At 40.9% G+C, this 25,147-nt stretch carries 25 protein-coding genes, 1 tRNA gene and 1 CRISPR repeat array; of the genes, 13 read left to right on the top strand and 13 right to left on the bottom strand.

Annotated elements, in window-relative coordinates; genetic code table 11:
• Positions 1-38 precede the first annotated feature (38 nt).
• The 3 genes from H6G96_RS10235 to H6G96_RS10225 all read left to right on the top strand — a co-directional run bounded on the left by H6G96_RS10235 (position 39) and on the right by H6G96_RS10225 (position 2,811).
• Complete coding sequence (locus H6G96_RS10235; protein ID WP_190911361.1) at positions 39-356, top strand: hypothetical protein; 318 nt, start codon at positions 39-41, stop codon at positions 354-356.
• 147 nt (positions 357-503) lie between these two features.
• A complete protein-coding gene (locus H6G96_RS10230; RefSeq protein WP_190911565.1) occupies positions 504-818 on the top strand; it encodes a hypothetical protein in 315 nt (104 codons plus the stop codon).
• A gap of 142 nt (positions 819-960) precedes the next feature.
• On the top strand, positions 961-2,811 hold the full coding sequence (locus tag H6G96_RS10225) for a DUF262 domain-containing protein (RefSeq protein WP_242063228.1): 1,851 nt from the start codon (positions 961-963) through the stop codon (positions 2,809-2,811).
• A gap of 90 nt (positions 2,812-2,901) precedes the next feature.
• On the opposite strand, the gene H6G96_RS10220 is transcribed toward H6G96_RS10225, so the two are convergent.
• Together H6G96_RS10220 and H6G96_RS10215 are read right to left on the bottom strand one after the other, a co-directional pair.
• Positions 2,902-3,120 carry a hypothetical protein gene (locus tag H6G96_RS10220; protein WP_190911582.1) on the bottom strand — a complete coding sequence of 73 codons (219 nt, stop codon included), beginning with the start codon at positions 3,118-3,120 and terminating at the stop codon, positions 2,902-2,904.
• 213 nt (positions 3,121-3,333) lie between these two features.
• The gene (locus tag H6G96_RS10215) at positions 3,334-3,534 is read right to left on the bottom strand and encodes a hypothetical protein (protein WP_084227262.1); all 201 of its coding nucleotides are present in this window, start codon (positions 3,532-3,534) and stop codon (positions 3,334-3,336) included.
• 200 nt (positions 3,535-3,734) lie between these two features.
• On the opposite strand from H6G96_RS10215, the gene cas12k reads away from it, so the two are divergent.
• Positions 3,735-5,774 (top strand): type V CRISPR-associated protein Cas12k, encoded by a 2,040-nt coding sequence (gene cas12k / locus H6G96_RS10210; RefSeq protein WP_190911359.1) that lies wholly within the window; start codon positions 3,735-3,737, stop codon positions 5,772-5,774.
• A 237-nt stretch (positions 5,775-6,011) separates the two neighbouring features.
• Here the strand turns inward: cas12k and H6G96_RS10205 are convergent, their stop codons facing one another.
• The 4 genes from H6G96_RS10205 to H6G96_RS10190 all read right to left on the bottom strand — a co-directional run bounded on the left by H6G96_RS10205 (position 6,012) and on the right by H6G96_RS10190 (position 9,256).
• Positions 6,012-6,179 (bottom strand): hypothetical protein, encoded by a 168-nt coding sequence (locus H6G96_RS10205; protein ID WP_190911358.1) that lies wholly within the window; start codon positions 6,177-6,179, stop codon positions 6,012-6,014.
• A gap of 269 nt (positions 6,180-6,448) precedes the next feature.
• A CRISPR array of direct repeats spans positions 6,449-7,077; the repeat unit is 37 nt; unit sequence GTTTCCAAAGCCCTCTCGTTAGGTGGTGGGTTGAAAG.
• A gap of 427 nt (positions 7,078-7,504) precedes the next feature.
• Positions 7,505-7,577, bottom strand: a tRNA-Ala gene (locus tag H6G96_RS10200).
• 66 nt (positions 7,578-7,643) lie between these two features.
• Complete coding sequence (locus H6G96_RS10195; RefSeq protein WP_190911357.1) at positions 7,644-8,372, bottom strand: HAD family phosphatase; 729 nt, start codon at positions 8,370-8,372, stop codon at positions 7,644-7,646.
• Positions 8,369-9,256, bottom strand: a complete 888-nt coding sequence (locus tag H6G96_RS10190; protein ID WP_190911356.1) for a class I SAM-dependent methyltransferase — start codon at positions 9,254-9,256, stop codon at positions 8,369-8,371. The genes H6G96_RS10195 and H6G96_RS10190 overlap by 4 nt, the downstream gene beginning before the upstream one ends.
• 316 nt (positions 9,257-9,572) lie before the next feature.
• Here H6G96_RS10190 and H6G96_RS10185 point away from each other — a divergent pair, with 316 nt between their 5' ends.
• From H6G96_RS10185 to H6G96_RS10170, 4 genes are all read left to right on the top strand, one after another.
• The gene (locus H6G96_RS10185; RefSeq protein ID WP_190911355.1) at positions 9,573-10,754 is read left to right on the top strand and encodes an RtcB family protein; all 1,182 of its coding nucleotides are present in this window, start codon (positions 9,573-9,575) and stop codon (positions 10,752-10,754) included.
• An 87-nt stretch (positions 10,755-10,841) separates the two neighbouring features.
• Positions 10,842-11,726 (top strand): ATP-grasp domain-containing protein, encoded by an 885-nt coding sequence (locus H6G96_RS10180; RefSeq protein ID WP_190911354.1) that lies wholly within the window; start codon positions 10,842-10,844, stop codon positions 11,724-11,726.
• Positions 11,727-11,808: 82 nt separating this feature from the next.
• A complete protein-coding gene (locus H6G96_RS10175; protein WP_190911353.1) occupies positions 11,809-12,729 on the top strand; it encodes a helix-turn-helix transcriptional regulator in 921 nt (306 codons plus the stop codon).
• Between the two features lie 105 nt (positions 12,730-12,834).
• Positions 12,835-13,647 carry a class I SAM-dependent methyltransferase gene (locus H6G96_RS10170; protein WP_190911352.1) on the top strand — a complete coding sequence of 271 codons (813 nt, stop codon included), beginning with the start codon at positions 12,835-12,837 and terminating at the stop codon, positions 13,645-13,647.
• 8 nt (positions 13,648-13,655) lie between these two features.
• On the opposite strand, the gene H6G96_RS10165 is transcribed toward H6G96_RS10170, so the two are convergent.
• On the bottom strand, positions 13,656-14,594 hold the full coding sequence (locus H6G96_RS10165) for a DUF4351 domain-containing protein (RefSeq protein WP_190911351.1): 939 nt from the start codon (positions 14,592-14,594) through the stop codon (positions 13,656-13,658).
• A gap of 166 nt (positions 14,595-14,760) precedes the next feature.
• Positions 14,761-16,062, bottom strand: a complete 1,302-nt coding sequence (locus tag H6G96_RS10160; RefSeq protein WP_190911350.1) for a dihydrolipoamide acetyltransferase family protein — start codon at positions 16,060-16,062, stop codon at positions 14,761-14,763.
• Positions 16,063-16,530: 468 nt separating this feature from the next.
• Between H6G96_RS10160 and H6G96_RS10155 the strand changes: the two genes are divergently transcribed.
• Positions 16,531-17,001 (top strand): hypothetical protein, encoded by a 471-nt coding sequence (locus tag H6G96_RS10155; protein ID WP_190911349.1) that lies wholly within the window; start codon positions 16,531-16,533, stop codon positions 16,999-17,001.
• 67 nt (positions 17,002-17,068) lie between these two features.
• Here H6G96_RS10155 and H6G96_RS10150 read toward each other — a convergent pair whose 3' ends face one another.
• Positions 17,069-17,518, bottom strand: coding sequence for a YlqD family protein (locus H6G96_RS10150; protein WP_069072569.1), 450 nt, complete (start codon positions 17,516-17,518; stop codon positions 17,069-17,071).
• A gap of 42 nt (positions 17,519-17,560) precedes the next feature.
• Positions 17,561-19,537: an AMP-binding protein gene (locus tag H6G96_RS10145; RefSeq protein ID WP_190911348.1), complete on the bottom strand. Its 1,977-nt coding sequence runs from the start codon at positions 19,535-19,537 to the stop codon at positions 17,561-17,563.
• A 275-nt stretch (positions 19,538-19,812) separates the two neighbouring features.
• Between H6G96_RS10145 and H6G96_RS10140 the strand changes: the two genes are divergently transcribed.
• A complete protein-coding gene (locus tag H6G96_RS10140) occupies positions 19,813-20,058 on the top strand; it encodes a hypothetical protein (RefSeq protein WP_190911347.1) in 246 nt (81 codons plus the stop codon).
• Between the two features lie 178 nt (positions 20,059-20,236).
• Here H6G96_RS10140 and H6G96_RS10135 read toward each other — a convergent pair whose 3' ends face one another.
• The gene (locus H6G96_RS10135; protein WP_190911346.1) at positions 20,237-20,809 is read right to left on the bottom strand and encodes a Uma2 family endonuclease; all 573 of its coding nucleotides are present in this window, start codon (positions 20,807-20,809) and stop codon (positions 20,237-20,239) included.
• Between the two features lie 320 nt (positions 20,810-21,129).
• Between H6G96_RS10135 and H6G96_RS10130 the strand changes: the two genes are divergently transcribed.
• Complete coding sequence (locus tag H6G96_RS10130) at positions 21,130-21,525, top strand: pentapeptide repeat-containing protein (RefSeq protein ID WP_190911345.1); 396 nt, start codon at positions 21,130-21,132, stop codon at positions 21,523-21,525.
• Between the two features lie 235 nt (positions 21,526-21,760).
• Here H6G96_RS10130 and recQ read toward each other — a convergent pair whose 3' ends face one another.
• Both recQ and H6G96_RS10120 read right to left on the bottom strand, forming a co-directional pair.
• Complete coding sequence (gene recQ, locus H6G96_RS10125; protein WP_190911344.1) at positions 21,761-23,920, bottom strand: DNA helicase RecQ; 2,160 nt, start codon at positions 23,918-23,920, stop codon at positions 21,761-21,763.
• A gap of 98 nt (positions 23,921-24,018) precedes the next feature.
• On the bottom strand, positions 24,019-24,159 hold the full coding sequence (locus tag H6G96_RS10120) for a hypothetical protein (RefSeq protein WP_190911343.1): 141 nt from the start codon (positions 24,157-24,159) through the stop codon (positions 24,019-24,021).
• A 71-nt stretch (positions 24,160-24,230) separates the two neighbouring features.
• On the opposite strand from H6G96_RS10120, the gene H6G96_RS10115 reads away from it, so the two are divergent.
• A complete protein-coding gene (locus H6G96_RS10115) occupies positions 24,231-24,470 on the top strand; it encodes a type II toxin-antitoxin system HicB family antitoxin (protein ID WP_190911342.1) in 240 nt (79 codons plus the stop codon).
• Positions 24,467-24,697 carry a type II toxin-antitoxin system HicA family toxin gene (locus H6G96_RS10110; RefSeq protein WP_190911341.1) on the top strand — a complete coding sequence of 77 codons (231 nt, stop codon included), beginning with the start codon at positions 24,467-24,469 and terminating at the stop codon, positions 24,695-24,697. Before H6G96_RS10115 ends, H6G96_RS10110 begins: the two co-directional genes overlap by 4 nt.
• Positions 24,698-25,147 lie beyond the last annotated feature (450 nt).

Raw genomic sequence — 25,147 nt, 5'->3', positions numbered from 1 at the left:
CATAATGTCTTTAATGTAGTCACGAATCGTGAGTAAACGTGTTACTCAGATCAAGCAAGGTCATAGACATCATTCGCCTAAGGGTTGAATATAGAATCGACGCGCTCAGTGAAAAGCCCTTGGAGCCGATGGAATACTGTAAAAGATGGGTTGATATGTCCCCGGATGATCGGGGGTACAGAAAAGCCTGCATAGCCGCTCTCGCCGAAGCAACTGGGCTGAGTCCAAGAACTATAGGTAATTGGGGTTCCAACTTCGAGAAGCGCCCCAATTATGCAACGCATATCTTACGCATGGCTGATATGCTCAACCAAATCAAAAAAATAGTCCTACCTCCTGACTTTCCGCAACAATAATTTACTCGTGAATCGTGACTAAAATACTTGTGCTAAGAGCAGATATTTCTTAAGTTGAGGTCAGCAAGTATGGGTTTTGGGTGCAGTAGCTAGGTGTCTTCACAATTCCCTGCTGCTGTAACCCTTACTAACTCACGAACGCCCAAGATGCAAACTGGGAGCCAATCCCACCAAAATAAACATCAAATTGATATCCTCTGTCAGTTGCCCCTAGAACCGATGGAATATTGTCGTCGTTGGGTTACTCACGAACCAGGACGTAATTATCGCAAAGCTTGCATTAATGCGATCGCAGAAGTTACAGGTACTAGTCCAAAAACTGTTAAAGATTGGGGGACAGACTTTGATCGACGGCCTAGATACGTTACCCGAATATTACGGCAAGCTGATTTAATCAATCAATTTAAGCAGCTAGTAGTAAGGGGAATTGTTGTCTTACCTCCAGACTTTCCTCAAGATTAAGCATAAGCGATCGCTACTCACGACCAACTGCCCCAAAAACCCCTTGCTGTTACCCCAAAGAGAATCTTAGGCTGACATACAGAAGTACTAGCTGTAATGAGTAGCCGCATTTTTCTTGATGACAAAAATGGCAGAACATCAAATGAACTCAATCTCTACCTTTGACATCACTAAATATTTTCTCCTTGATGTCATGAAAGACATTAAAACTGGACGTATCCAACTTCCAGATTTTCAACGAGATTGGATTTGGGACGATATCCATGTGCGTCGTCTGCTTGCCAGTATATCTCTGGCTTACCCAATTGGTGCAGTAATGATGCTTCAGCAAGGTAATCAAAGCCGACAATTCAAACCGCGCCCGCTTGATGGGGTATTAAAACCAGAAAATTATGCTCCAAACCTACTAATCCTTGACGGGCAGCAACGCCTGACAACTCTGTTTATGGTGCTGCTATCTCAATTACCTGTAACCATAAAAGACCAAAAAAGCCAAAAAAGTATTAAAAAGTGGTACTACCTGGATATCAAAAAATGCCTTGACCCAGAATGCGAACGTATTAAGGCGATCGTTGCATTACCTGAATCCAAAATTATCCGAATTTTCTCAGGTAACTTAATTGATTGTTCTACTGCTGAAAAAGAATATGAGGCGTTCTTGTTTCCTTTATCCAAGGTTTTCTCTTTTCCTGAATGGCGTAGCAAATTCTCTAGGTATTGGCGATACAATCCTCAAAAACTAGAACTAATTGATACTTTAGAACTAGAAATTGTGAAGAAATTTGAGCATTATCAAATACCTGTAATCCAATTACGTGACTCCTTACCAAAAGAAGGCGTTTGCCAAGTATTTGAGGATACAAATACTTCTGGCTGTGACCTCAATTACTTCGACTTAATGAGTTCCAGCTATTGCACTGCTGACTTCAGTCTGAGAGATGATTGGAAGCAGCGAAAAAACCGCTTCCAATCATTAAAAGTGTTGCGAAAGCTACGAAGCACTGATTTTGTACAAGCAGTTACTTTGGTAACTGGATACGCAAAGAGGATAGAAGCTTTAAAGCAAGGATGGAATGTCGATAAATTACCAGGTGTTGCTTGTGGTCGTGCTGAAGTACTAAAACTCACCAAAGAAGAATATCAAAAATGGGCTGACCCAATTACCAGAGGTTTTGAAGAGTCTGCTCGTTTCCTTTATAGTCAAAAAATTTTTGATGCAGATGATTTAGCTTACCCCATTCAATTAGTCATTCTCAGTGCAATTTTTACCGTTCTTGGAGAACGTTCCCGCTCTTTTCAGGTACGTTCTATGCTGGAACGTTGGTTATGGTGTGGGATGTTTGGTGAAATATATACACGCTGGTACGAGGCAAGAGCCGGGAGAGACGTTATAGAAGTTGTAAATTGGTTAGCAGGTGGCTCACTTCCATTCACCATTGTCCAAGCGGATTTCTCCTTTGATAGGCTGATTAGCGTTAGAAAACGTTACGGTGCAGTGTATCAGGGTTTGGCAGCTTTATTACGACGCGAGGGGGCAATTGATTGGTGTACTGGGGAACAAATCAATGATGTGATTTATTTTGAAGAACAGATAGATTCGCATCACATCTTTCCGGTGGCATGGTGTCGCAAGCAGGGCATTGATCCCAAAAAGTATAACTGCTTGATTAATCGCACACCTTTAAGTGCCAAAACGAACAAGAAGATTGGTAGTAAAGCACCTTCCGTTTATTTAGAGGAATTTGAACTTTCTGGGACATCAGCAAAAAGGCTGGATGAAATGTTGCGATCGCACGCTATATCTCCAAAAAGTTTACAGCGAGATGACTTTGAAGCATTTTTCCAGATGCGGGCAAATAATTTGCTGACTCTAATTGGAAAGGCAATGGGCAAAAGTTTAAGTTTTGAATCTTTAAAGGATTTTGTTGGAGAGTATCATAACGGCAATAGCAGTGAGTATAAGCTTCATCCCGAAATCATAAATAATTATTGAGCAATCACCGCCAGAATCGTTAACTTTCCTCAATAGTGTGAGTATTCTGCCACCAAAATAAACCGATAGCAAATGCGTTCCTCAATCCTCCTAGTGCTGTTTTTCAGAGGACTCTTTCTTTTTCAACCAGTCCCTAATCGCCTCCTCCAAGGCTGCTGTCTGTGTGACTTCCAGGCGAGCGCAGGCTATTTCAAAAGCAATTTTCAAATCTTTAGGAATTCTTCCCCTAACTTCTCTAGTTTCTTCTACCATCTCCACATAATGCCTGGGTTCGGGCTTAATTTTGGCACAGCCTTTTGACAAAATCACACTTGCGCTTTTTGTGTAGCCTTCAAAAGACCTTCCCTAATTAACTTTGCCAGACGTTCGTCAAGCCCATTTGACACTTCACTTTGCGTTGAAGTTTTTACATCTTGCAAAGAACCAATAACATATCATGCACAAGGATTTTGCTCATGTAGTGGCTGAGGATATATCGCATATCAGGAATTTACAAATTGTCCTATCTGCGACACCTAGATATTATTGCGGCGGATTTTGCTTCTTTTCCCGCTCCTCAACTGCCTTACTCACAAGCCGCACAACAAGATTACTGATGGGACGGTCTTCTTCCTCAGCCCATCTCACCAAAGCCTCATGGATATCTTTGGGGAAATATATGGAAGTTTGTACGCGATCGCTCTGACTCATCAACACTACAAAGATTTGTTGCCAGTTCATCATACTCCCGTAACCTTGTTACAACACAAAACAATGTTTAACAATGTGTGACAATGTTTTTGTGGTAAATTGAAAACATTATTGAACAAATGCGGCAATGCCGAGGTTTTTGGATGGCGATCGTTATCTGGCGAAGACGAATAAGTAGTTAGTTCTAAATTACACAAACAAAAAATTATTGATTTGGTGGAGATGTTGTCACCATGAGTAGCGATCGTAAGAGTAAATCCACGGTTCCAGTTCATAGAACCATACGATGTCATCTAGATGCTAGTGAAGATATACTTCGCAAAGTATGGGAAGAAATGACTCAAAAAAATACTCCTCTTATTCTTCAATTGTTAAAGAATGTAAGCGAACAACCAGAATTTGAAGCTAATAAAGAAAAGGGAGAAATAACTAAGAAAGAAATCGTAGAATTACGTAAAGCTTTGACAAAAAATCCTGAATTTGAAGAACAATCAGGCCGCCTTCGCTCATCAGCAGAGTCTTTTGTAAAAGAGGTTTATTCTTCATGGCTTACTTTATACCAGAAACGAAAAAGGCAGAAAGAGGGTAAAGAATATTTTCTCAAAAATATACTTAAAAGTGATGTTGAACTTATAAATGAAAGTAACTGTGATTTAGAGACAATACGTTCTAAAGCGCAAGAAGTGCTTAATCAACCAGAAGAATTTATAAAACAACTTACTATTAATGATGAAGATGTAAAGCCAACCAAATCAGCTAGAAAAAGAGTTAATAAAAACATTAATAATAAAAGTACCGATGCAGAACAAAGGGAAGATTCTAGTTCTCCAAACAATGTAGAGAAAGATAGATTAGAAACATTAACTAATATTTTATATGAAATTCATAAACAAACACAGGATACTTTAACGCGGTGTGCAGTAGCTTACCTGATAAAAAATTATAATAAAATTAGTAATTTAGAGGAAGATACTCAAAAACTAAAAAAGCGTCGTAATGAGAAAATAGTCCAGATAAAACGTCTAGAGAATCAAATTCAAAATAATCGATTACCTAGTGGTAGAGATATAACAGCAGAAAGATATAGTGAAGCATTTGGCAACTTAATGAATCAAGTACCTAAAAATAATCAAGAGTGGGAAGATTGGATAGCTAATTTATCGAAAAAAATATCACAGTTACCATATCCTATAGATTATTTATATGGAGACTTAACTTGGTATAAAAATGACACAGGCAATATTTTTGTTTATTTCAATGGTTGGAGTGAATATCACTTTAAAATTTGTTGTAATAAACGCCAACGTCATTTTTTTGAACGCTTTCTAGAAGACTACAAAGCTTTTAAAGTAAGCCAGAAAGGTGAAGAGAAACTTTCGGGAAGTTTAATCACACTACGTTCTGCACAGTTGCTATGGCAACAAGGTGAAGGCAAGGGTGAGCCGTGGAAAGTTCATAAATTAGCTCTGCATTGTACCTATGACGCTCGTTTATGGACAGCAGAGGGTACTGAAGAAGTGAGAAAAGAAAAGACTGACAAGGCGCAAAAACGAGTAAGTAAAGCAGAAGAAAATAAAAAGTTAGAGAACAATCAACAAATACAATTGAATAAAGATAAATCTTCATTATCTCGACTTAATAATTCATTCAATCGTCCTGGTAAACTAATTTATCAAGGTCAATCTAATATAATTGTTGGTATCAGTTTTCATCCTATTGAGTTAGGGACGGTTGTCATAGTTGATATAAATAATAAAAAAGTACTTGCCTGTAATACAGTCAAACAGTTGCTAGGCAATGATTTTCACCTGTTAAGCCGCAGACGACGACAACAAGTGCATTTTCGGAAAGAGAGAGAACAAGCTCAGAAAAAAGATTCACCGTGTAATATTGGAGAATCACAACTAGGAGAATACGTTGATAAATTATTAGCGAAGAAAATAGTAGAACTCGCCAGGCAATATCAGGCAGGTTGCATTGTATTACCTAAATTAAAAGACATCAGGGAAATTCGTGCCAGTGTAATTCAAGCAAAAGCTGAGACTAAAATTCCAGGTGATGTAAATGCTCAAAAATTATACGTAAAAGAATATAACCGTCAAATACATAATTGGAGTTATAACAGACTCCAAGAATTCATAAAGTCGAAAGCTGCTGAGTTAAAAATTAGTATTGAATTTGGTATCCAACCCCATTATGGTACGCTGGAAGAACAAGCGAGAGATTTAGCATTTTACGCTTACCAATGCCGGATTAATACTTTTGGTAGATAAAATTTCTACCCGAAGAATGTAGTCTTAGGGAAATTAAATCGGTGCCGTCATACATGCTCTTTTGAGCCTTAACTGTATGATGCTACAGTATTAACCCCTTTGTGTAGATACTGTGGAATGGGTTAGTTTAACGCTTGGAAAAGCGTATTCTTTCTGACCCTGGTAGCTGCCAACTCTACCTGTGCGATCATCTAAGCGTTTGTTAGTGGTAATTGCTTGGGTAAGGTAATACTGCTGTTAGATGAGAAAGTACTCGCACCGAGACGCATGGGAAGTATAAGGTGTTAGGGTTCCAAACAACCCAGAACCTTTGCTCTTGACATCAAACTCTTTTAGCTTGGTGTTAGGTGCCAGAGCGGCCTGTACTACTAAAATCTTAGATTTTGGTTTTACGAGGAGTGTCATTACCTCTTACTTTACAACAAAGTAAGGGTACGGGTATACCGTCACGGTGGCTACCGAACTACCACCCCCTAATTTTTATTTTTGGCAAGCCAAAGCGGGGGCAAAATCCCTGGGGTTCTGCCAAATGTCTAAAACTCTTGTCTGCACTGGGTATTACTGTTTTAGTCATGAATAAAATTTTATTCGTTGGCCGTAGAAAATAGGAATTAAAGAAGGCTTGCCAAATTTGCCTTCAAAAGCCATTGTTGGCAAGAGTTTTCACGGGTGCGGTTTCCAAAGCCCTCTCGTTAGGTGGTGGGTTGAAAGTTCTTAGGACTGAATCACAACTGGCATTTTGCTGGGTTTCCAAAGCCCTCTCGTTAGGTGGTGGGTTGAAAGTGCCAACAATCAGAGGGCTTGCTACTTCAATTTCTGTTTCCAAAGCCCTCTCGTTAGGTGGTGGGTTGAAAGATTGTTTTGCGAACAGGAAGGTTTTTGATTTCGTTATGTTTCCAAAGCCCTCTCGTTAGGTGGTGGGTTGAAAGCTAGCTGTCCCTGTAAAAACGTTTCCGTCTTTAATGTTTCCAAAGCCCTCTCGTTAGGTGGTGGGTTGAAAGGCTCTAAGCGGTGGAAAGGATTCTGTAGCAGTCCTATGTTTCCAAAGCCCTCTCGTTAGGTGGTGGGTTGAAAGTGGATTGGATTCAGGGCAAGAAGAAACCCTCGACCGGATTGGGGTTTCCAAAGCCCTCTCGTTAGGTGGTGGGTTGAAAGTTTTCTATGGTTACTACAGACGATCGGATCTTACTTATGTTTCCAAAGCCCTCTCGTTAGGTGGTGGGTTGAAAGGAGCTAGCCAAAGATATTGCTGATAAACATAGTAAGGTTTCCAAAGGCCTCTCGTTAGGTGGTGGGTTGAAATTTCTTATCCCCAAAGTAGGCGCTTTGGTTATATAATTTTGTATTAGGGTGGTTTGAAAGGAGCGCTGCGATCGCACATAAAACGCAGCTATTTTATAGTAATGGAGCCTCTGCTTGGGTGAAAACAGCAAAAGAAGAGGTTATATATTTTTGTAACTAGACTGCAAATAAAGTGCTTTAAAGCTATTCTTGCAATTTAAGAGCCTTGGGTTTGCTGTAATAAATTAAATTAGAAAACATATATTTAGCCGAGTTTTACAGGCTGATTTTGGACAATAATTCTTTAAAACTGGTTTCAACTCTGGACAATAATTCTTTAAAACTGATTTATTTGCTGAAAGCCTCAAAAATACGTAACTTATGCCCCTGAACTTGGAAAAACTGGACATTAATTCTTTAAAACTGACAATAATTATTTAATGTACACATGGAGAATAACGGATTTGAACCGATGGCCTCTGCGGTGCGATCGCAGCGCTCTACCAACTGAGCTAATTCCCCTTAATCAGTACTAAAGTCAAGAGTAATATTACTCATTAACTTCATACACTATCACCATAGAGTATTTTAACATTCACTTGCCGATGGCTGAGGCTCTTTTTGAGAATAAATCTTCTGCACACGTTCCAGTTCCAATTCGCTTAGATAATCAACAGTCCAGTTACAGCAGCGCTGGAGCATATGGAATGGGTAAGTATTCGCTACACCAACAACTTGCATTTGCGATCGCTTCGCTGCTGCAATTCCTGCTGGTGTGTCTTCAATGGCCAGACACTCGTGTGGTTGAAGATTCAGTTCAGGGTATTCTTTATTTAAGCGTTTTACTGCCAGTAAATAACCATCGGGTTCTGGTTTACTAGTGGTGATGTCATCACCGGCAACAATAACTTTAAAGTGTTGGGCTAGTTTGGCGCGATCAAGTACCAATTCTATTTCTTTACGAATAGCGCCACTAACTAAACCTAGTTTCAGATTCCGCGATCGCACCTGATATATTAAGTCTTCAACACCTGGATATAAAGGCAGTTTCTCTATTTTTCCTAGTTCTACCACATAGGCTTCTGCTTTGCGGTACAGCAACTGAGTTAAATAGTTTTCATCGCCTACTCTACCACGATTAGCGAGTAGTTGCTGAAAACAAGCGCGGTCAGTGCGTCCTAAAGAAGCTTGACGCTCACTCACCTTTTGGGGTTGGAGATTTTCTTGAATGAGAATCTCATCAATCAGTTGCAGGTGAATTGGCTCATCATTAATGATGACACCATTAAAATCAAAGAGAACTGCCTTTAAACTCATGCCATTATGCCAAACGCTGGAGATCCAAGTTCCTCCAAATTATTATTATCTATTGATGTGGCAGTATACTGACGGACATTTTCAGTTGCGATCGGTTTAATGCCGCTAGTGATCTGATTTATCCACCATACATCCTGCGATCGCACAGCTTCAAATCCGGCTGCGCCCATATTCGCGTCCACGCTACCAGCAGCATACTCACGAATATATGGCTCTTCAAAAACATCATTAAGCCATTCTAACTGACGGAGAGTCTTTTGATTTCCATCTAGAATTAATACTTGCCCTCCAGTTACCAACAACCTAAAGCTTTCTCGCAAAATTGCTAGGGACACCTCATTTGGTGTTTCGTGGAATAGCAAAGAAGCTGTAACCAAGTCGAATGTTGCGTCACTCAAACCAGTTTTTTCAGCATTCCCATGTCGCCAGACTATATCTAAACCAACATTTCTAGCTTTATCTTCTGCCCTTACCAGCATATAGGGTGATAAGTCCAAACCAATAACTTCCGCTTGGGGGAAAGCCTGCTTTAACATTAAGGTAGTGGAACCAGTACCGCAACCTAAGTCAAGTATGCGTTGTGGTTTTACCTTGACGGCATCAACTAAAGCCTGACGGACAATAGTTTCATTCGGTGGCACAACATATTGCGTAATCGGATCGTAACTAACTGCTGCACCGTAAGTCAGATATCCGCCTGTAATCCCGTGAAAATTTTGGCTACTGTAGTACGAGGGAATTATGACATCATCTCGTCGCAAGCGATCGCATTCTTTCTCCCAGTCAATACTATCAGCGTAACGCCGTAACCCGTCTTCATCAATCAAAAGACGCACTACAGGGGATAAAAAACGTTCCCAGATTGTATCTTGACGCACTGCCATATTGTGTCAGAAGTTTAAGGGTTATTTAAGCAAAGTTATTTCCTTTACAAATTTTAATATATTTGGGAAACATCTGCTTTCCCTCTGTGGTATGGGCTTGACCTTTGCAACTTTTTTGATTACATTTGTAGTATAAAGGTGTTACTCCTAAGATTAGTTGTTCAGCTTCACAAAAACTGAGCGAGTGAAATGAAAGACAATACAACATTAAATTGCTACAACTAACGAGGTAATGGGTTATAAGTCAGACTAATAATTCTCAGTGCCATATACCCAATCCAAAATCTAAAATTTAAAATCCAAAATACAAAAAATTATGCCCTACGAAAAGTTAGAAATTACCACACCAGCACCCGTCTTATCTTGGGCAAATCACTCATTGGGCCCAGAAGAAACCAAGATGGCAAAAAATGTAGCATCGCTACCATTTGTGTTTAAGCACGTGGCATTAATGCCAGATGTTCACTTAGGAAAAGGTGCTTTAGTTGGTTCTGTAATTGCAACTAAAGAAGCGATTATCCCAGCTGCTGTGGGTGTGGATATTGGTTGTGGGATGAGCGCTATCAAAACCTCATTTACCGCCGAACAGCTAGAAGGTAAGCTGAAAAAAATCCGCCTGGATATTGAAGCAGCCATTCCTACAGGATTCAACGAAAATAAAGACGTTGAAAAATCTGTCAGCAATTGGCAACGCTGGGATGATTTTAAAGACTTGCATCGCGGTGTGCAAGACCTACAAAGCAAAGCGATGAAACAGATGGGTTCTCTCGGTGGAGGAAACCACTTTATTGAAGTGTGTCTTGATACAGAGAATCAAGTTTGGCTGATGCTGCATTCTGGGTCGCGCAACATCGGTAATAAACTTGCACAGTGCCATATTCATACAGCCAGGGAATTAGCAAAAATGGCAGGTAATAAATTGCCTGACCCTGATTTGGCTCATTTTGTCGCTGGTACGCCAGAATTCCAAGCATACTGGCACGATTTGCAATGGTCACAAGACTATGCGCGTGTCAACCGTGATGTGATGATGGCACGTTTTAAGCACATAGTTGAGAAGCATTTAGCAGGTGGGAGGGCAACTAAACCTTTATTGCAGGTTAATTGTCATCACAATTATGCCGAAAAAGAAGTGCATTTTGACGAGGATGTATACGTTACTCGTAAAGGTGCAGTCCGCGCCCAGACTGAAGATTATGGGATTATTCCTGGTTCGATGGGGGCAAAGTCTTTTATTATTAAGGGTAAAGGTAATGCCCATAGTTTCTGTTCTTGTTCCCACGGTGCAGGGCGTTTGATGTCTAGAAATAAGGCAAAAAATGTCTATACGCTTGATGATTTAATTGAGCAAACAAATGGCGTAGAATGCCGCAAAGATGAGGGCGTGTTAGATGAAATTCCTGGTGCTTATAAGCCTATAGAACAAGTGATGCAAAATCAAGCAGATTTGGTTGAAGTTGTAGCAACACTGAAGCAAGTTCTTTGTGTTAAGGGATAAGTTTGTTGGGTGGGTAATGCCCACCTTTTTTATTTTTTTAAACGCAGAGGGACGCTGAGGTAAGCGCAGAGGTACGCTGAGGAAGAAATGATTGTTTTAAGTGAATCGACTGAACAAATAGAGCCATCTGCCAGCGCTAGCGAAAATAAATTAATGATAGAGGCTGCCCAATTATTAGGGTGCAAAGTCTACCATATCCCGCGAGATTTTGAACGATGTGGTACAGCAGAAAATGCTCTTTGGCATATTCCTAATTATCCTAAAGTAACTGCTGGTATCTGGATAGGATATATTCCTGAGTTTGAGCGTTACAAAGCCATATATCATGCAGCCCTGACTAAGGGGATAAAACTACTCAATACTCCTTTAGAACACCAGACAGCACTAGAGTTTGACCTATTTTACCCTCACTTAAAAGGATTGACACCTGACAGTGTGGTAATTACTTCAACAAACGAATGTATTGAGGCTGGTGAATTATTGGGATTTCCTGTGTTTGTCAAAGGCGCAGTCCAATCTATAAAAATGCAAGGATGGAAATCTTGTGTAGCGAATAATCTAGAGGAATTAGTTAGACTGACGGAGTGTTTATTAAAACTTAAAGATCGTTCACGAGGTAGAGTCATTGTTAGGAAATTAGTAAAATTATGGCATAAACGCCTAGCCCCAAATGGCTTTCCAATGGGAAGAGAATTTAGATGTTTTATTTATAATCAGCAGATTATAAAATATGGATATTATTGGGATGGGCAAGATGACTTGAGCAAGTTATCAAAACAAGAAGAGACGCAAGTATTAAAGTTGGCAATCCTAGCCTCGGAACGTCTTAGTGTTCCTTATATAGCAATTGATATCGGGCAATTAGAAAGTGGAGAATGGATAGTCATAGAAACAGCTGATGCACAATTTGCTGGATTGAGCCACATTCCTGCACTTGAATTGTGGAATAAGTTGAAAGATATACGCTACTGATGCTTTTAATGCGAAACTATGTAATTTGATCGCGCATTAGCTTATCATCTTTTTTGTAGTAGCTCATAAGTTAGTAGGCAACATGAAATCTGAACAACTCTCAGCCATTGATGTGGAAAGCGGAAATCTGGTGCCGATGAGCTGCAAACCTCCTATTTTATCCAGCACTAATCACTGGAACGGGATTGTGCTTGAACAGCATCATTTACCCGCATTTGAATGTCCAGAGCTTTGCTTACAGCAGCACAGCATTAATATTTGGCTTGGTAATTCATGCCAAGTAGACTGGCGACTAGCAGGTGGAAGGTTACACAGTACGCAGATGAGGAAAGGTTTGGTTAACGTCACTCCAAAGGGAATTCCGACTCAAGCGCGTTGGAATCAGGAAATCAAATTTCTCCTAGTCTCTTTTGATTCCAGTTTATTTAAGAAAGTAGCAGATGATGTGATCATTGGGAGCGATGTCTACGACGGGCTACGCCTACGCAATATTGAAATTATCCCACAGCGCGGAGTCTGCGATCGCCAAATTCTTCATCTGGGAATGGCACTCAAAACAGAGCTTCAAGCCGGATGTCCATCTGGTAAATTATATGGTGAATCAGTTGCTATTGCTCTAGCAGCCCATCTCCTCAAAACTTATTCTGGAAAACGGCAACTAAATTCAGAGTTGGAGGTTAATCTTTCTGAATATCAATTACGGCAGATAATTGATTATATTTATGACAACTTAGCACTAGAATTAACACTAACAGAACTGGCTAGTCTAGTGAATATGAGTTCCTATTCATTCTGCCGTTGGTTTAAACGTTTAATGGGTATTTCTCCACATCAATACGTCATTAAATGCCGGATTGAACAAGCTAAATTTTTACTTAGTTATAGTCAGTTCCCTATTATTGAAATTGCACTTAAAGTTGGCTGTTCTAGCCAAAGCAACTTTACTACCATTTTTCGCAAGTATGTAGGAATTACACCTAAAGCATATAGAGAAATGATATAAATTTTGTGAGTTTGCAAGATTTTAACATTTTTAAAGCAAGTTTTCAGAAGACAGAAGTTTCACTCACAACTTATTCTTATAATTGACCAGTCAAACAAAAATATTATGGAAAATAGCCAATACGAACAAGAGTATAAGAAAAAAGTAATTGATTTCTTCGATAGCAGAACTAGCTACGATAACAATTATACAATTGAGCGCGCTCTCCCTCTCCTAGATTTGGTTCAGCTTCAAAAGGGGCAAAAAGTATTGGATATGGCAACAGGCACAGGTATCATTGCCATTGCTGTTGCACAAATTGTCGGCTCTGAGGGAAAAGTTACTGGAGTAGATTTTTCTTCAGGGATGCTAACTCAAGCACAACAGAAAATTGAAGAATTAGGCTTGCAAAATATCGAACTTATTGAAGCCGATGCTGAGTATATTGATTTCAATGATGAGAGTTTCGATGTAATTCTTTGCTCTACAGCAATAGTCTATTTTAAAGATATTCCTGCTGCTCTACGTAAATGGTATCGTTTCTTAAAACCAGGAGGAATTCTCGGTTTTTCTTGTTGCTCAGAGGAATCTTGTGGAGCGCCACTTATCATCGAAATCTGTAAGAAACATGGCATTTCGCTGACAAGTATAAATGAGCCAACAGGCTCTCCCGATAAATGCCATGTTCTGCTTACAGAAGCTGGTTTTAAAAATATTGAAGTGAAGACTCAACAACTAGGTTTCTACCACAATCTAGAGCAAGCTAAAGAATGGAATGGAGGGTGGTTTCATCCTAGAGAAAACCCTTTGTTACAAGTTTCATCAGAGCAAATGGCAGAATTAAAAGCAGATTATCGTCAAAAAATTGAAGCAGAGGCAACAGAGGAAGGTGCTTGGTATGAAAATCTTACTTTTTTTGTAACTGGTCGGAAAGTTTAAAGCAAACTCTAACTTTCTATTGTATTTAGCCAATTCATCAAATCAGCCTCACTGGCGAAATCTAGTAAGACTTCGCCCAAGTTTTCTAACTGAGCTAGGGACAACTCTTGCAACCGAGATTGTAACTGAGAATTGATTGAACCGAGCCTACGAGTTAATAGACGCATCACTAGCCTCAGTTCTGATTGCCTTCCTTGTTCAATACCTTGTTCAATACCTTGTTCAATACCTTGTTCAATACCTTGTTCAATACCTTGTTCAATACCTTGTTCAATACCTTGTTCAATGCCTCGTTGTCTTCCTTCTTGAAGTCCTTCTTGGAGAATTTCTTGATAAATGGCAGATTCTCTCATATCTTCTTTCCTCAAAAACTGACGAATTAGTTCTGGCTCGAATACCAACCCTGCTAGAAGTTGGGTACATACCGAGATACTCTGCTTGGTGGCTTCTTCTTCAATCATACTCACCTGAACTGCTACCTGTTGAAGTAACCTTTGAGGAGAATTTGTTCGTGCCAAAGTTGCCAGAGGTAATAAACCAGGAGATAACAGTAATGGTTCTGGATCTTGTTCCCAAATTCGGATGATGCGGTAACGATGGGTAGTATTGCGGGCAGTAAATTGATCTACAAAGACAGATTCTGAAGTTGTCGGTTTAAGAAAAATCACTATCTGCTCGATATCGCAATTGTATTGTCGATATAGTCGCACCCAGTAGTCCAACATCCTCAGTGGCAAAGGTGGAGTCGATGCTGGTAAGGTTTGAAACTCTAAATGCAGTATTTGATTGGCAGTTTGCAAAAAGGTTACTGAGTCGGCACGGATTGGTTCTTGATTTAATTCTGTTTTAAGAATCTGGATATCCGTTGCCTCAGATGCGAGTAAGTAGCGGATAAAATCTTCTGGATACTGCTCAACCAGATATTTCAGGGTGTTGTCGTATGTCACTTTGATATTAGTTTAGACATAAACTCATGTAAGAGATGTGATATCGCCACATAGTTTGTTTGTCCATAAAAAATTTAAGTGTAGGTATTATTTATTGTTAGCGCTACTCTACGAAAACTGCTGTTCACTGATAGCGCTAACATTTAAATTTGGTGTCTTTTCAAAATTACATTGTTAAAGATTGAGGATTTGTCTCAATCAATTTCGCTAAATCTTGCAAGAACGCCGCAGCATGGGCACCATAAATAATGCGGTGGTCAGCAGTAATATTGACTTGCATTTGTTGCCGCACGCCAAATAAACCGTCTGGTGTTGCTACCACTTGCGGGCGGGATGCCCCGATCGCTAAAATTGAACCTTGTCCAGGCGGCAAAATCGCATCAAATTTATCTACGCCAAACATCCCCAAATTGGACAGGGTAAAAGTACCACTGTTGTATTCTTGAGGCTGTAGTTGTTTTGATCTGGCACGTTCTACCAAAGACTTCCAAGTACGCGATAGAGAATAAATATCCACTGCATCTGCATTTTGCAGGACAGGTGTAATTAATCCGCCATCATCCATCGCTACTGCTACGGAAATGTTGATATCAGAATGATAAACAATCCCCTGGTCTGAGTAGCTAGCATTTAACAATGGATGTTTTTGCAACGTTACCGCTACAGCTTTCGCCAGTAGCGCTGTCATTGTCACGCCTTTCGATTTAATTTGTTTATAAAGTTTGTCTAACCCATCAGTGGTAATTGTATAACCGACGCGGAAGACGGGCACGGATATGGTAGCTACCATGTTCCGCACCACAGCATTTTGGAAGGTAGTTAGAGGAACGGTTTGACCAGGAACAGCCGCTACCACTGGCGCAGGCGCTGGGGTTTGAGGTGCTGGAGGTGCAACTGGGGCGCTGGTTGGTACAGGTGCTGGTGGGGCAACTGGGGCAGTGGCGGGTTGTTTGCCCTTATTGGACAATGCTTCTACATCTTCGGCGACAATGCGACCGTAGGGGCCACTGCCTTGGAGCGTAGTTAAATCAACTTTGAGTTCTTTGGCTAACTTACGGGCACGGGGTGAAGCTACAAGCCTTCCTTCTTTGTGGTTAGACCCGTTTTGAGACGCTAAGGCAGGTGTTGCAGCTGAGGCTGTAGCGGCAACTGGTTCAGGGGAAGCGGTAGGAGTAGCCGCCGCGCCGCCGGAATTGGCAAGAGATTTCGCCTGTTCAATTTCAGCTTCCGTTTCGGCAATGAAGGCGATCGCAGATCCTACCGGGGCAGTTTCACCAGCTTCAACTATGATATGGGCAAGAAATCCCTCGTAAAAGGTTTCTACATCCATATCTGCCTTATCTGACTCTACAACCACCACTGTTTCCCCTTTTTCCACTTTGTCCCCTGGCGATTTCACCCAGGAGACGATTTTGCCTTCGGTCATGGTAGAACTCAGAGCCGGCATAAATACTTCGTGAATGCTCATAGGGTGGTTTGGGAATCAATGGTTTATGGACTTTAACAGCTTTTATCAGATCGAATTGTATCTTGGCAGGAGAGTTTTGGACTGGAGATTTTATATTTTGATTGGGGAGTGGGGAGTGGGGAGTGGGGAGTGGGGAGATGAGGGAGATGGGCGAGATGAGGGGGAGAGTTACCGAAGAGGCGGAGGGGCAGTTCTTGCTGGGAGCAGGGGGAGCAATTCCAGGAACCTAAATATGAATTGGAGGTCTATAATACAGAGCTATCCTCAATGGTTAGCCAATATCCCGATCTCGTTTTAGAGTTGTTGACTTGCAAAAAACAGCACGAGTTTCTCACAGATTAAATGAGATTGCTATTTATATTCCTCATAACCACTGCTTAAGATACAGGAGCTGCTTACAGGTAGAGGATATAAGATACAGTTCAATCTAGAATTCAAAATTGGTCATAAACCTATTTGAAATTCCTTATGTCGGCAAAGTTGAAATTCTTTTTAATTGTGATACTAAGTATCTTTGCCACTGCTGGCGCTGGAGTTTATATTACCCAGCGCCAGCCACCTGCACCGATTGTTGAGACTAGTAATGGACAAACCCAGCAGGTGGGAGTAATACATGAGTCTCAAGAGGTTGTGGCATACTCAGAGCGTTCCAATTATAAAACCATACCTTTAGAAAAGATCAACTCATCTCTCCAAGGTAGCGATCCTGCTACCCTCGCCCTAAATGCCCTTGACGGCATAGCATCAGTGAAAGGAACGCGAAAGGTAGAAGTAGCTTATCCACAACGAAATCAAGCCCTTGTGACCATTACACAAATCAAACAAGGTGATGATTCAGTTGGTATTAAATATCGAGTTGAAATGACAGCCTTCGGGCGATCGCTTTTTATTAGCTCACCTCCAGTCTGGCAAATTGTTTGGGCTGGAGTGAGAAATTAGTTAGGAGTTAGGAGTAAGGAGTGAGGAATTTAAACTCATAACTCATAACTCATAACTCATAACTTTACTAAATGTCGCCGCGAATTTCTTCTACAACGCCATCGCGCAAAACGATTTCGACCTGCATTTTGCTAATCAGGTTATCACCCGTCTCTACGCGGAAAAAGCCTTCCATTTGGAATTGGTTGACTTCTTGATCTTGCTGAAGAAACTGTACTTGCTGGAGATTTTGCAGCAACTGATTTTTCTGCTCTAGAAATTCACTTTTCTTTTGATTGACTTGGAGTTGGATATTGTCAATTTGTTGGAGAGTTTGGGGACCAGGTGGTTGCAGACTCTGCTTTTGAATTGCCGCGATCGCTCTTTGTCCTTCTACGTCTAGCTGTTGCAGTTGCTGATCAAGTTGATTGATCTGCGTTTGCAGCTGCTGTTGTACTTCCTCTTTCCAGAGAGGAGTCACAATGACTTTGACGTTAACGACGCGTTTGAGAAGCAAGTTAGATTTGGAGACATCCATAAATATTTCACGTTCACTCTTTACAGTTGGGAGGTGGAATTATCAGGCAAACATGCCGTCAATAATATCGCGATAACGTTCCGTGACGACATGTCGGCGAACTTTCAGTGTTTGTGTCATCAAACCATTTTCGATGGAAAACGGTTCTAAAATGAGTTTGAATGTCCCAATGCGGTCATCCGGTCGATAGCCTGGACGATCTTGCACTTCTCGATTCAATTCTTGCCGAAATAAATCCTGGATCATTCTACTCTCGAAGTCAATTTTTTGAGTAGGTGAAGAAGTCACCTGATCTTTCTGCGTATCCAGTATCAAATTCTGATTTGCTGCCCATTTTTCTAAGGCTTCAACATTGGGGACGATTAAGGCTCCCAAGCTGCGCTGATCTTGGCCGATGAGCATAATTTGATCGATATATGGCGATCGCAAACACGCATCCTCAATTGGCTGTGGCTCGATGTTTTCCCCGTTGGTCAATACAATCGTATCCTTGGCTCTGCCTGTTAGCACCAAGTCGTTTTGTGGTGTCAGCCAACCCAAATCGCCGCTATCAAACCAACCTTCAGCATCAATTGCTTTCGCTGTCGCTTCGGGATTTTGGTAATAGCCTTGCATAATCTGCGGCCCCCTCAACAATACTAAGCCTCGCTTTTCTACTGGTAAAGGCGCTTTTGTCTCAGGATCTACGATTTTAGCTTCTGTAGCGGGAAGGGGTTGCCCTGATGCACCAATCAAATTTCGCCAAGGACGACGCACATGGGTAACAGGAGAAGTTTCTGTCAAGCCATAACCTTGCAAAATCTGCACACCAATAATTTCAAAGAAATTATCTATGTGTCTGGGAAGCGCACCGCCGCCGCTAATCATCTGCTTAACTTGTCCTCCTGTGGCTTCGCGCACTTTGGCATAAACCAGTCGTTCTCCCAAGGCATGGAGGGGTAATAAAGCAGATGCTTGGATCTTAGCTGCTAATCGTTCGACGGCTGAAGCATGAAGATTATTTAAACTCAATCCTTGAGCAACTCGCCGCGCTTTGATATATTTCTCGCTATTGCCCAATAAAAAGTTAATTAAGCGTTGCTTTTTGGCTGGTTGTTCACGGAACTGCTTTTGCACTCCTTCATAAATCGATTCCCACAGCCGGGGTACACCCACCATGTAGTTGGGTTTAAATTCTCTCAAATCTGCTTTCACGGAGCGCAAGTTGGTATAAACTTGTGTGCAACCTTGAGATAGTAGGTAATATTCAACAGTTCGTTCGTAGCTGTGCCAGGAAGGTAGAATACTGAGAACGATATCGCCAGCGTTTGGTTGCAATACTGTGCCAAAGGTTGTTACTTGGTGCATCAAATTGCTATAAGACAGCATTACACCCTTGGGTTTACCTGTGGTGCCAGAGGTGTAAATTAGGGTTGCCAGAGCATCACGATTTTGCTTGACTGGCACAAAATTATGATTTTCACCAATTTCGAGCAACTGGGCAAAGTTCAGCACCTTTAGGGTTTCGTCTGTTGGTGGTGCTTCATCCGAAAGTAATATCACCACCTGAATTGGTAAATCTTTGAGACGGTCTTGCAGTTTTTTAAGTGTCTTTAAATCTTCAACTACTATTGCCATACTGCCACTATTAGCGATGATAAACAGCAGTTCTTCTTTTTCCGCTTGGGAGCTACGCACTGCATCAACCCCTCCAGCCGTCATTATGCCTTGATCAGCAATAAACCAGCGAGGGCTATTGTCAGAAATTAAAGAAATGCGATCGCCTACCTTTACTCCCAACGACTGTAACCCAGAAGCAAATAGCCGTATTTGCTCTGCTAGCTGGGTATAAGTAATCGCTACTTCTGGTTTAGCGTGAGGGTTACGGAGGGCGACAATATTACCAAATTGTTGAGCTGCTAAAGGCCAAATTTCTGGCAGTGATTCTACATTTGTGTAATCTACCAACCGTTTTAAGGCTTGGCGTTCTCGCTCACTGATGTTAGATAAAAAAGAAGACGCGGTTTGGGTTTTTTTCATAACACCTTACCTAAATATAGTAAATTGATCTTTTTCCAGCTTATTTTGTTATTACGCTACAATATCTATCCTTATTATCCACATTGCCTTCTGTGTACGATAATTCCAGGAATTCCACGTTTATATTTACAAAAATTTATGTTAAAGTTAATTTACATAGACTGCAAGCAATAGATTGATTGAACATCAATTTTAGAAGTTATGCTTGCAGTTAAGAAAACCGATGTCTACGACGAGCTACGCCTACGCCTATTTTTCACAGGGGATGATTACCTATGAATTTGATAGACGCTACATTACTAACGCTGCTCAATATTGCTGCTTGCATGGCGTTACCTAAGATTTTAGCTATCCTTCTAGCTCATGAAACTAAACTTACTGAAGCGTTACCTAATGGTTTGAAATCACAAACTGCCAAAGCTGAACTTACCAGTTTTCCTTATTGTACAGCTTACCCAGTAACAGGTAGTCAATTTTGCAAATTCGGCCCTGATTTCTGTTCCAATTGCTCTCCAAATTAATAGAGTAATTTCAACTCTAAAATCCCCAATTTTTAGTAATTATAGACAGATTGTCTCTAGATATCGCCTTGATGGGGAGAAAATTTAGTTATTAGTGAAAGGAAGGCCATGTCTCAGGAAATTTATACACATCTTGTTTGAGAAAAGAATAAGTGTGTATATCTCCCAAGATAAGCATTTATACAGGGAAAAGCTGGTCTATGATACAGCTAAAACCAGGCAATAGAGAAGAAATTATCCTATCACTACTAAATAAGGTTTCTACCAACTTAAGTTGACTTTGTTCGCGCCGATAGACCTCTAGTTTACGCGATCGCCAATCAGCAATCCAATATTCTTTTACTCCTCTGGAAGAATAAAGTTTAAGTTTAGCTTCCTTATCTCGTCTTTCATCTGACTTGCTTGCAGACAACACTTCTACTATTAAATCTGGTGCGCCAGTTAAATGTCCCGCTTCATCTAATGTTAGCGCCAAGGTTTCTTTAGTAGCCCAAACTACATCTGGAATCACATTATCTGATTCTGAAAACAAAACACCGGGGTTGATTACAGCTTCCCCTAAACCAGTGGACTCTGACCAAATATCAAGTTGTCGGAAAATTCTGCCACAAGCTTGCTGATGCTTGAAGTGAGGTGCCCTAGTCACAAATAATTCTCCATCAACTATCTCATACCGCGTCCCTTCATTTTCTGCAAAGAGTTCTACATCGTGAATTGTCCAGCGTACTCCTGTATTAAGCATATGACTCATCAGCTAACTCCTTTAATCTTGCTCTTGTATTTTAATCATAAGAGGATGTTTGTAAAGCTGTAGCGATTAGAGGATGTTTGGAAAGTCGCAAAGTATACTAGACATGACTATTTTTTCTAAACAGAAACCGCCCAGAAAGGCTTAGACATCCATATATTTGAGATTAGAAAAAAACTTGGAGGTTAAATCATGCCTTGGGAAATAACTGCTGAGGAGTTGTTGGCTCGGTACGCTGATGGAGAGTGAAACTTTGCGGGGATTGAGTTGATCAATCCGAGGGTGTTCCCCTCGACAGTTCGATTGACCTCGAAGGGGCTATTTTGAGAGATATCAATTATTTGCGCGGAGCCTATTTGAGACAAGCCGAGTTGTGCCGAGCCGATTTGACTGGAGCCGATTTATTTGGGGTTTCCTTGGAAAGTGCTTCGTTGAAACGTGCTATTGTCAGGGATGCTAATTTATATTCTGCCAACTTGAGTTGGTGTAACTTGACTGAAGCCGATTTGGGAGGAACCAATTTGGCTCAGATAAATGCTAGTAGTGCTGTCTTTTGTGGAGCCAACATCAGTAGTTTCGAGTTTGCTATTTTGATTAAAACTAACTTCAGAGATGCTTATATCGCTCCCAACATTATTTGGAGTTATGGGAATTTTGTTTACCAGACTACTATGCCCGATGGCACTATCAAAAGCGGGCCTTTTTTCGGAGAATTTTAGTTTATCTCTAATTGCAGCCATTAAGGGTACATTCGGAACAAGTTAAGAGGATATTTGTAAAGTCTCAATTAATACTAGCCCTGGCGATTAGAAATTGCGGTTATACAGACAAAACCAACCTCCGTGGGTTTGTAGCTCTTGATTTTCTCTTAGTCCACGGAGGTGGACTTTGCTTGTGTAGCCGCGAATTATATTCGCCCAATACTTTTAAAGCATCTTCTAAACCTTGAAATTATCACTTGCGATTTTCACGCCGCCATTTACCCCGTACTAAACGAATTTCATCAAAAGTGTAGCTTTCACCGAGTTGTTCTCGAATTGGCGTTAAAGAGATATCACCAAGCACTTCTAAAACTTGCCAAATTTTTTGTTGATGTTCAATAGGTACTAACTGATTTATGTCTACAGACTGATTTTTTTCAATCAAATCTGTTAAATGGCGAATAATTGTCGTAGGACGAATATTGCGTTTTTTGGCAATTTCATTAACACTTAAACCTTGTTTATGTAATTGTAATGTGAATATTTCTGTGTCAGAAGGTAAGCTAACAGAGGGGGTAAAACTAACTTGGGGTGGATCTATCAAACCTTTTTCTTGACGGTAGGCGCGAATTTCTGCGAGGAATTTATCGCCATATTGAGAAAGTTTGTGACTGCCTACGCCCGAAAGTTTACCAAATTCGGTTAGCGTTGTAGGTTGTGCCTGTGCCATCAATTTTAGAGTAGAATCCTGAAAGACAACGTAAGGTGGTACAGATTGTTCATCAGCAAGTTGTTTACGGAGCGATCGCAACCTCTGCATTAATATCTCTGCTTCAACAGCCTTCTCACTCCCTTCTTCCCAAGTAACCTTCTGTGCTACGGGAACAACAAGGGAAACTGTACGCTGTCGCCGCATCACTTCCCAACTGAGGGGGTTAAGTTTCAAAACTGAATATCCATCGTTAGTCTGTTCTAGCAACCCTTGATGTAAAAGCGATCGCGCCAACATTCGCCATTCATCTACGCTCTTATCTTTGCCAATACCGTAGGTAGAAAGTTTATCGTGTTCGTACTGGATAATTTTGTCTTTTTTTGCCCCCCGCAACACATCAATAATGTGCAGCATCCCAAATCTTTCTTTACAACGCGCCACACAAGATAAAAACTTCATGGCTTCAATTGTCCAGTCTTGCATTGGTTTGGGATGACGGCAATTATCGCAGTTACCGCAATTACCAGGAAAACGTTCCCCAAAATAACCTAGTTGAATTGTCCGTCGGCAAACAGTACCTTCAGCATAATCAATTACTTGACGCAGTTGTTGTTTAGCAATCAACTGTTCTTGAGGATCAGTTTTTTGGTTAATACTCCATTCAATAGTTTTAATATCACTGAAACTGAAAAAAAGCGTACAGCGTGAAGGTTCACTATCCCTTCCCGCCCTACCTGATTCTTGATAATAACTTTCTAAATTACGCGGTAAATCAAAGTGAATTACTAACCGCACATCTGGCTTATTAATTCCCATTCCAAAGGCAATTGTCGCCACCATGACGCGCACATCATCTCGAATAAATCGAGTTTGATTGGTGCTGCGTTCTTCATCACTTAACCCGGCATGATAAGATAAGGCGGAAATTTTATCATTTTGCAGTTTAAAGGTGAGTTCATCAACTTTTTTGCGCGTTAAACAATAAATAATTGCTGAACCTTCATTTTCGCGGATGAGTTCTAATAATTCAGCATACGCAGACTTGGTTTTAGAACGAACTTCGTAGTAAAGATTTTGGCGGTTAAAGCTAGCAATGTGGATACTGGGTTGCTTTAGCCCTAATTGTTGGATAATATCAGCACGGACGCGATCGGTTGCTGTAGCGGTAAGGGCGAGGGTAGGGACATCAGGATAGCGTTTCCGCAGAGATTTCATCTGGCGGTATTCTGGGCGGAAGTCGTGTCCCCACTCAGAGACGCAGTGGGCTTCGTCAATAGCAAAAGCCGCAATGCCAATTTTTTCTTTGACTAAATCGAGAAATGGGAGAAATCTTTCACTCAACAGACGTTCTGGGGCGACGTAAAGTAGCCTAACTTTACCGGTAAGGATGGCTTCTTCCCGCGATCGCACCTTATACGGATTCAGACTACTATTGAGAAATGTGGCGTTAATATTATTGTTTCGCAATCCTTCCACTTGATCTTGCATCAAAGCGATTAATGGCGACACCACCACCGTTAAGCCTTGTTTGATCAATGCTGGTAACTGAAAACACAAAGATTTTCCCCCACCCGTAGGCATCACAATCAATAAATCTCGATTTTGCAGCGCATCTTCGATAATTTGCCGTTGTCCGGGGCGGAATTTATCGTAACCGAAGTGATATTTTAGCGCTTGTTCGAGATGGGGATACTGAAGCATAGCGATCGCTTTTCCGGGGTCTGTCTGCGTGAGTAGTTATTAAAGATATCAGGATTTTAACTCACATCACCGGCAGCTTTGGGAAGCCCTGCGTTTCTTTAGGGCGTAGGCGCAGCCCGCCGCAGGCATCGCACTAAGTCAATCATCATACATGAGCGTAGGCGCAGCCCGTCGTAGACATCGCTTTTCTTTTGAGAAAGTTGGGAGAAAATTAGCGATCGCACTGCTTTAACCAACATAATTTAAAAGCCTTTATCATGGAATCATGCTGAAGTAAAAGTAGGTAGCTCGCAAACAACTTGAAAATATTATGGATAACAACAATAAACAAATTTACAATTACACAGTTCTTCTGGAAAAAGAATCAGATGGAGGTTATCACGCTTTTTGTCCAACCCTAAAAGGTTGTCATTCTCAAGGAGACTCTTTTGAAGAGGCCATTGATAATATTACAGAAGCTATTGAATTATATATTGAAAGTTTAAGGGCCGATAATCAGTCAATTCCTAAAGAGGATTTAATTGTTAAGCCATTAAGTATCTTGGCATGAGTAATTTTCCCAGTGTCAAAGCTAAAGAATTTATCAAAGTTATTGAAAATTTAGGTTTTTATCTTGACCGTCAAAAGGGAAGCCATGCTATTTACAAAGATAGTCGTGGACAAAGGGTTGTTGTTCCTATTCATTCGGGAAAAGACCTAAAACCAGGGAATCTAATGGGTATGATTCAGGATATTGGTATTAATAAGGAAACTTTTTTTGAGTTATTGGGAAAATAAAAAATTTGCTCGTAGGCGCAGCCCGTCGTAGACATCGCTTTTTCAGAGTCTATCTGCGTGAGTAGTGATCAAAGATATCAGGATTTTAACTCACACAGGACTTACGCAAAATACCTCTCAAACTCTTATTCCTCCGTGTTCTCTGCGCCTCTGTGGTTCGATTTTCCGTTACCTGTGCGTAATACCAATTCTGTATGAAGATGCGCTAAACCTAAGTAAAAGAAAGAAAAACGAATCGCAAAGGACGCAAAGGACACAAAGAAAGAAGTTAAAAGGGTTTGGCGCAGCCTCACAAAGAAATGGTATAAGTCCTATCACATTATCGGCAGCATTGGGGAGACTTGGGTTCCTTTAAGGCGTAGGCGCAGCCGACCGCAGGTATCGCATTATTCTCCTAGCGTTCGGCTCAATCAATGCTATAATCAGCACAAATTTCTCACTTTAGGAATG

This window comes from Nostoc sp. FACHB-892 (genome assembly GCF_014698795.1).
Classification (GTDB): domain Bacteria; phylum Cyanobacteriota; class Cyanobacteriia; order Cyanobacteriales; family Nostocaceae; genus Nostoc.
Note: the sequence above shows the minus strand (reverse complement) of the source record. Positions and strands in the feature narration are given on the sequence as shown.

What these genes read in the sequence shown, in the direction of transcription:
- H6G96_RS10110 (WP_190911341.1), top strand. Translation starts at nt 24,467, where the DNA reads ATGAGTAATTTTCCCAGTGTCAAAGCTAAAGAATTTATCAAAGTTATT.
- H6G96_RS10150 (WP_069072569.1), bottom strand. Translation starts at nt 17,518, where the DNA reads ATGGATGTCTCCAAATCTAACTTGCTTCTCAAACGCGTCGTTAACGTC.
- H6G96_RS10190 (WP_190911356.1), bottom strand. Translation starts at nt 9,256, where the DNA reads ATGGCAGTGCGTCAAGATACAATCTGGGAACGTTTTTTATCCCCTGTA.
- H6G96_RS10140 (WP_190911347.1), top strand. Translation starts at nt 19,813, where the DNA reads ATGAATTTGATAGACGCTACATTACTAACGCTGCTCAATATTGCTGCT.
- cas12k (WP_190911359.1), top strand. Translation starts at nt 3,735, where the DNA reads ATGAGTAGCGATCGTAAGAGTAAATCCACGGTTCCAGTTCATAGAACC.
- recQ (WP_190911344.1), bottom strand. Translation starts at nt 23,920, where the DNA reads ATGCTTCAGTATCCCCATCTCGAACAAGCGCTAAAATATCACTTCGGT.
- H6G96_RS10185 (WP_190911355.1), top strand. Translation starts at nt 9,573, where the DNA reads ATGCCCTACGAAAAGTTAGAAATTACCACACCAGCACCCGTCTTATCT.
- H6G96_RS10155 (WP_190911349.1), top strand. Translation starts at nt 16,531, where the DNA reads ATGTCGGCAAAGTTGAAATTCTTTTTAATTGTGATACTAAGTATCTTT.
- H6G96_RS10175 (WP_190911353.1), top strand. Translation starts at nt 11,809, where the DNA reads ATGAAATCTGAACAACTCTCAGCCATTGATGTGGAAAGCGGAAATCTG.
- H6G96_RS10195 (WP_190911357.1), bottom strand. Translation starts at nt 8,372, where the DNA reads ATGAGTTTAAAGGCAGTTCTCTTTGATTTTAATGGTGTCATCATTAAT.
- H6G96_RS10180 (WP_190911354.1), top strand. Translation starts at nt 10,842, where the DNA reads ATGATTGTTTTAAGTGAATCGACTGAACAAATAGAGCCATCTGCCAGC.
- H6G96_RS10170 (WP_190911352.1), top strand. Translation starts at nt 12,835, where the DNA reads ATGGAAAATAGCCAATACGAACAAGAGTATAAGAAAAAAGTAATTGAT.
- H6G96_RS10115 (WP_190911342.1), top strand. Translation starts at nt 24,231, where the DNA reads ATGGATAACAACAATAAACAAATTTACAATTACACAGTTCTTCTGGAA.
- H6G96_RS10215 (WP_084227262.1), bottom strand. Translation starts at nt 3,534, where the DNA reads ATGATGAACTGGCAACAAATCTTTGTAGTGTTGATGAGTCAGAGCGAT.
- H6G96_RS10230 (WP_190911565.1), top strand. Translation starts at nt 504, where the DNA reads ATGCAAACTGGGAGCCAATCCCACCAAAATAAACATCAAATTGATATC.
- H6G96_RS10205 (WP_190911358.1), bottom strand. Translation starts at nt 6,179, where the DNA reads ATGACACTCCTCGTAAAACCAAAATCTAAGATTTTAGTAGTACAGGCC.
- H6G96_RS10225 (WP_242063228.1), top strand. Translation starts at nt 961, where the DNA reads ATGAACTCAATCTCTACCTTTGACATCACTAAATATTTTCTCCTTGAT.
- H6G96_RS10145 (WP_190911348.1), bottom strand. Translation starts at nt 19,537, where the DNA reads ATGAAAAAAACCCAAACCGCGTCTTCTTTTTTATCTAACATCAGTGAG.
- H6G96_RS10160 (WP_190911350.1), bottom strand. Translation starts at nt 16,062, where the DNA reads ATGAGCATTCACGAAGTATTTATGCCGGCTCTGAGTTCTACCATGACC.
- H6G96_RS10135 (WP_190911346.1), bottom strand. Translation starts at nt 20,809, where the DNA reads ATGAGTCATATGCTTAATACAGGAGTACGCTGGACAATTCACGATGTA.
- H6G96_RS10120 (WP_190911343.1), bottom strand. Translation starts at nt 24,159, where the DNA reads ATGTTGGTTAAAGCAGTGCGATCGCTAATTTTCTCCCAACTTTCTCAA.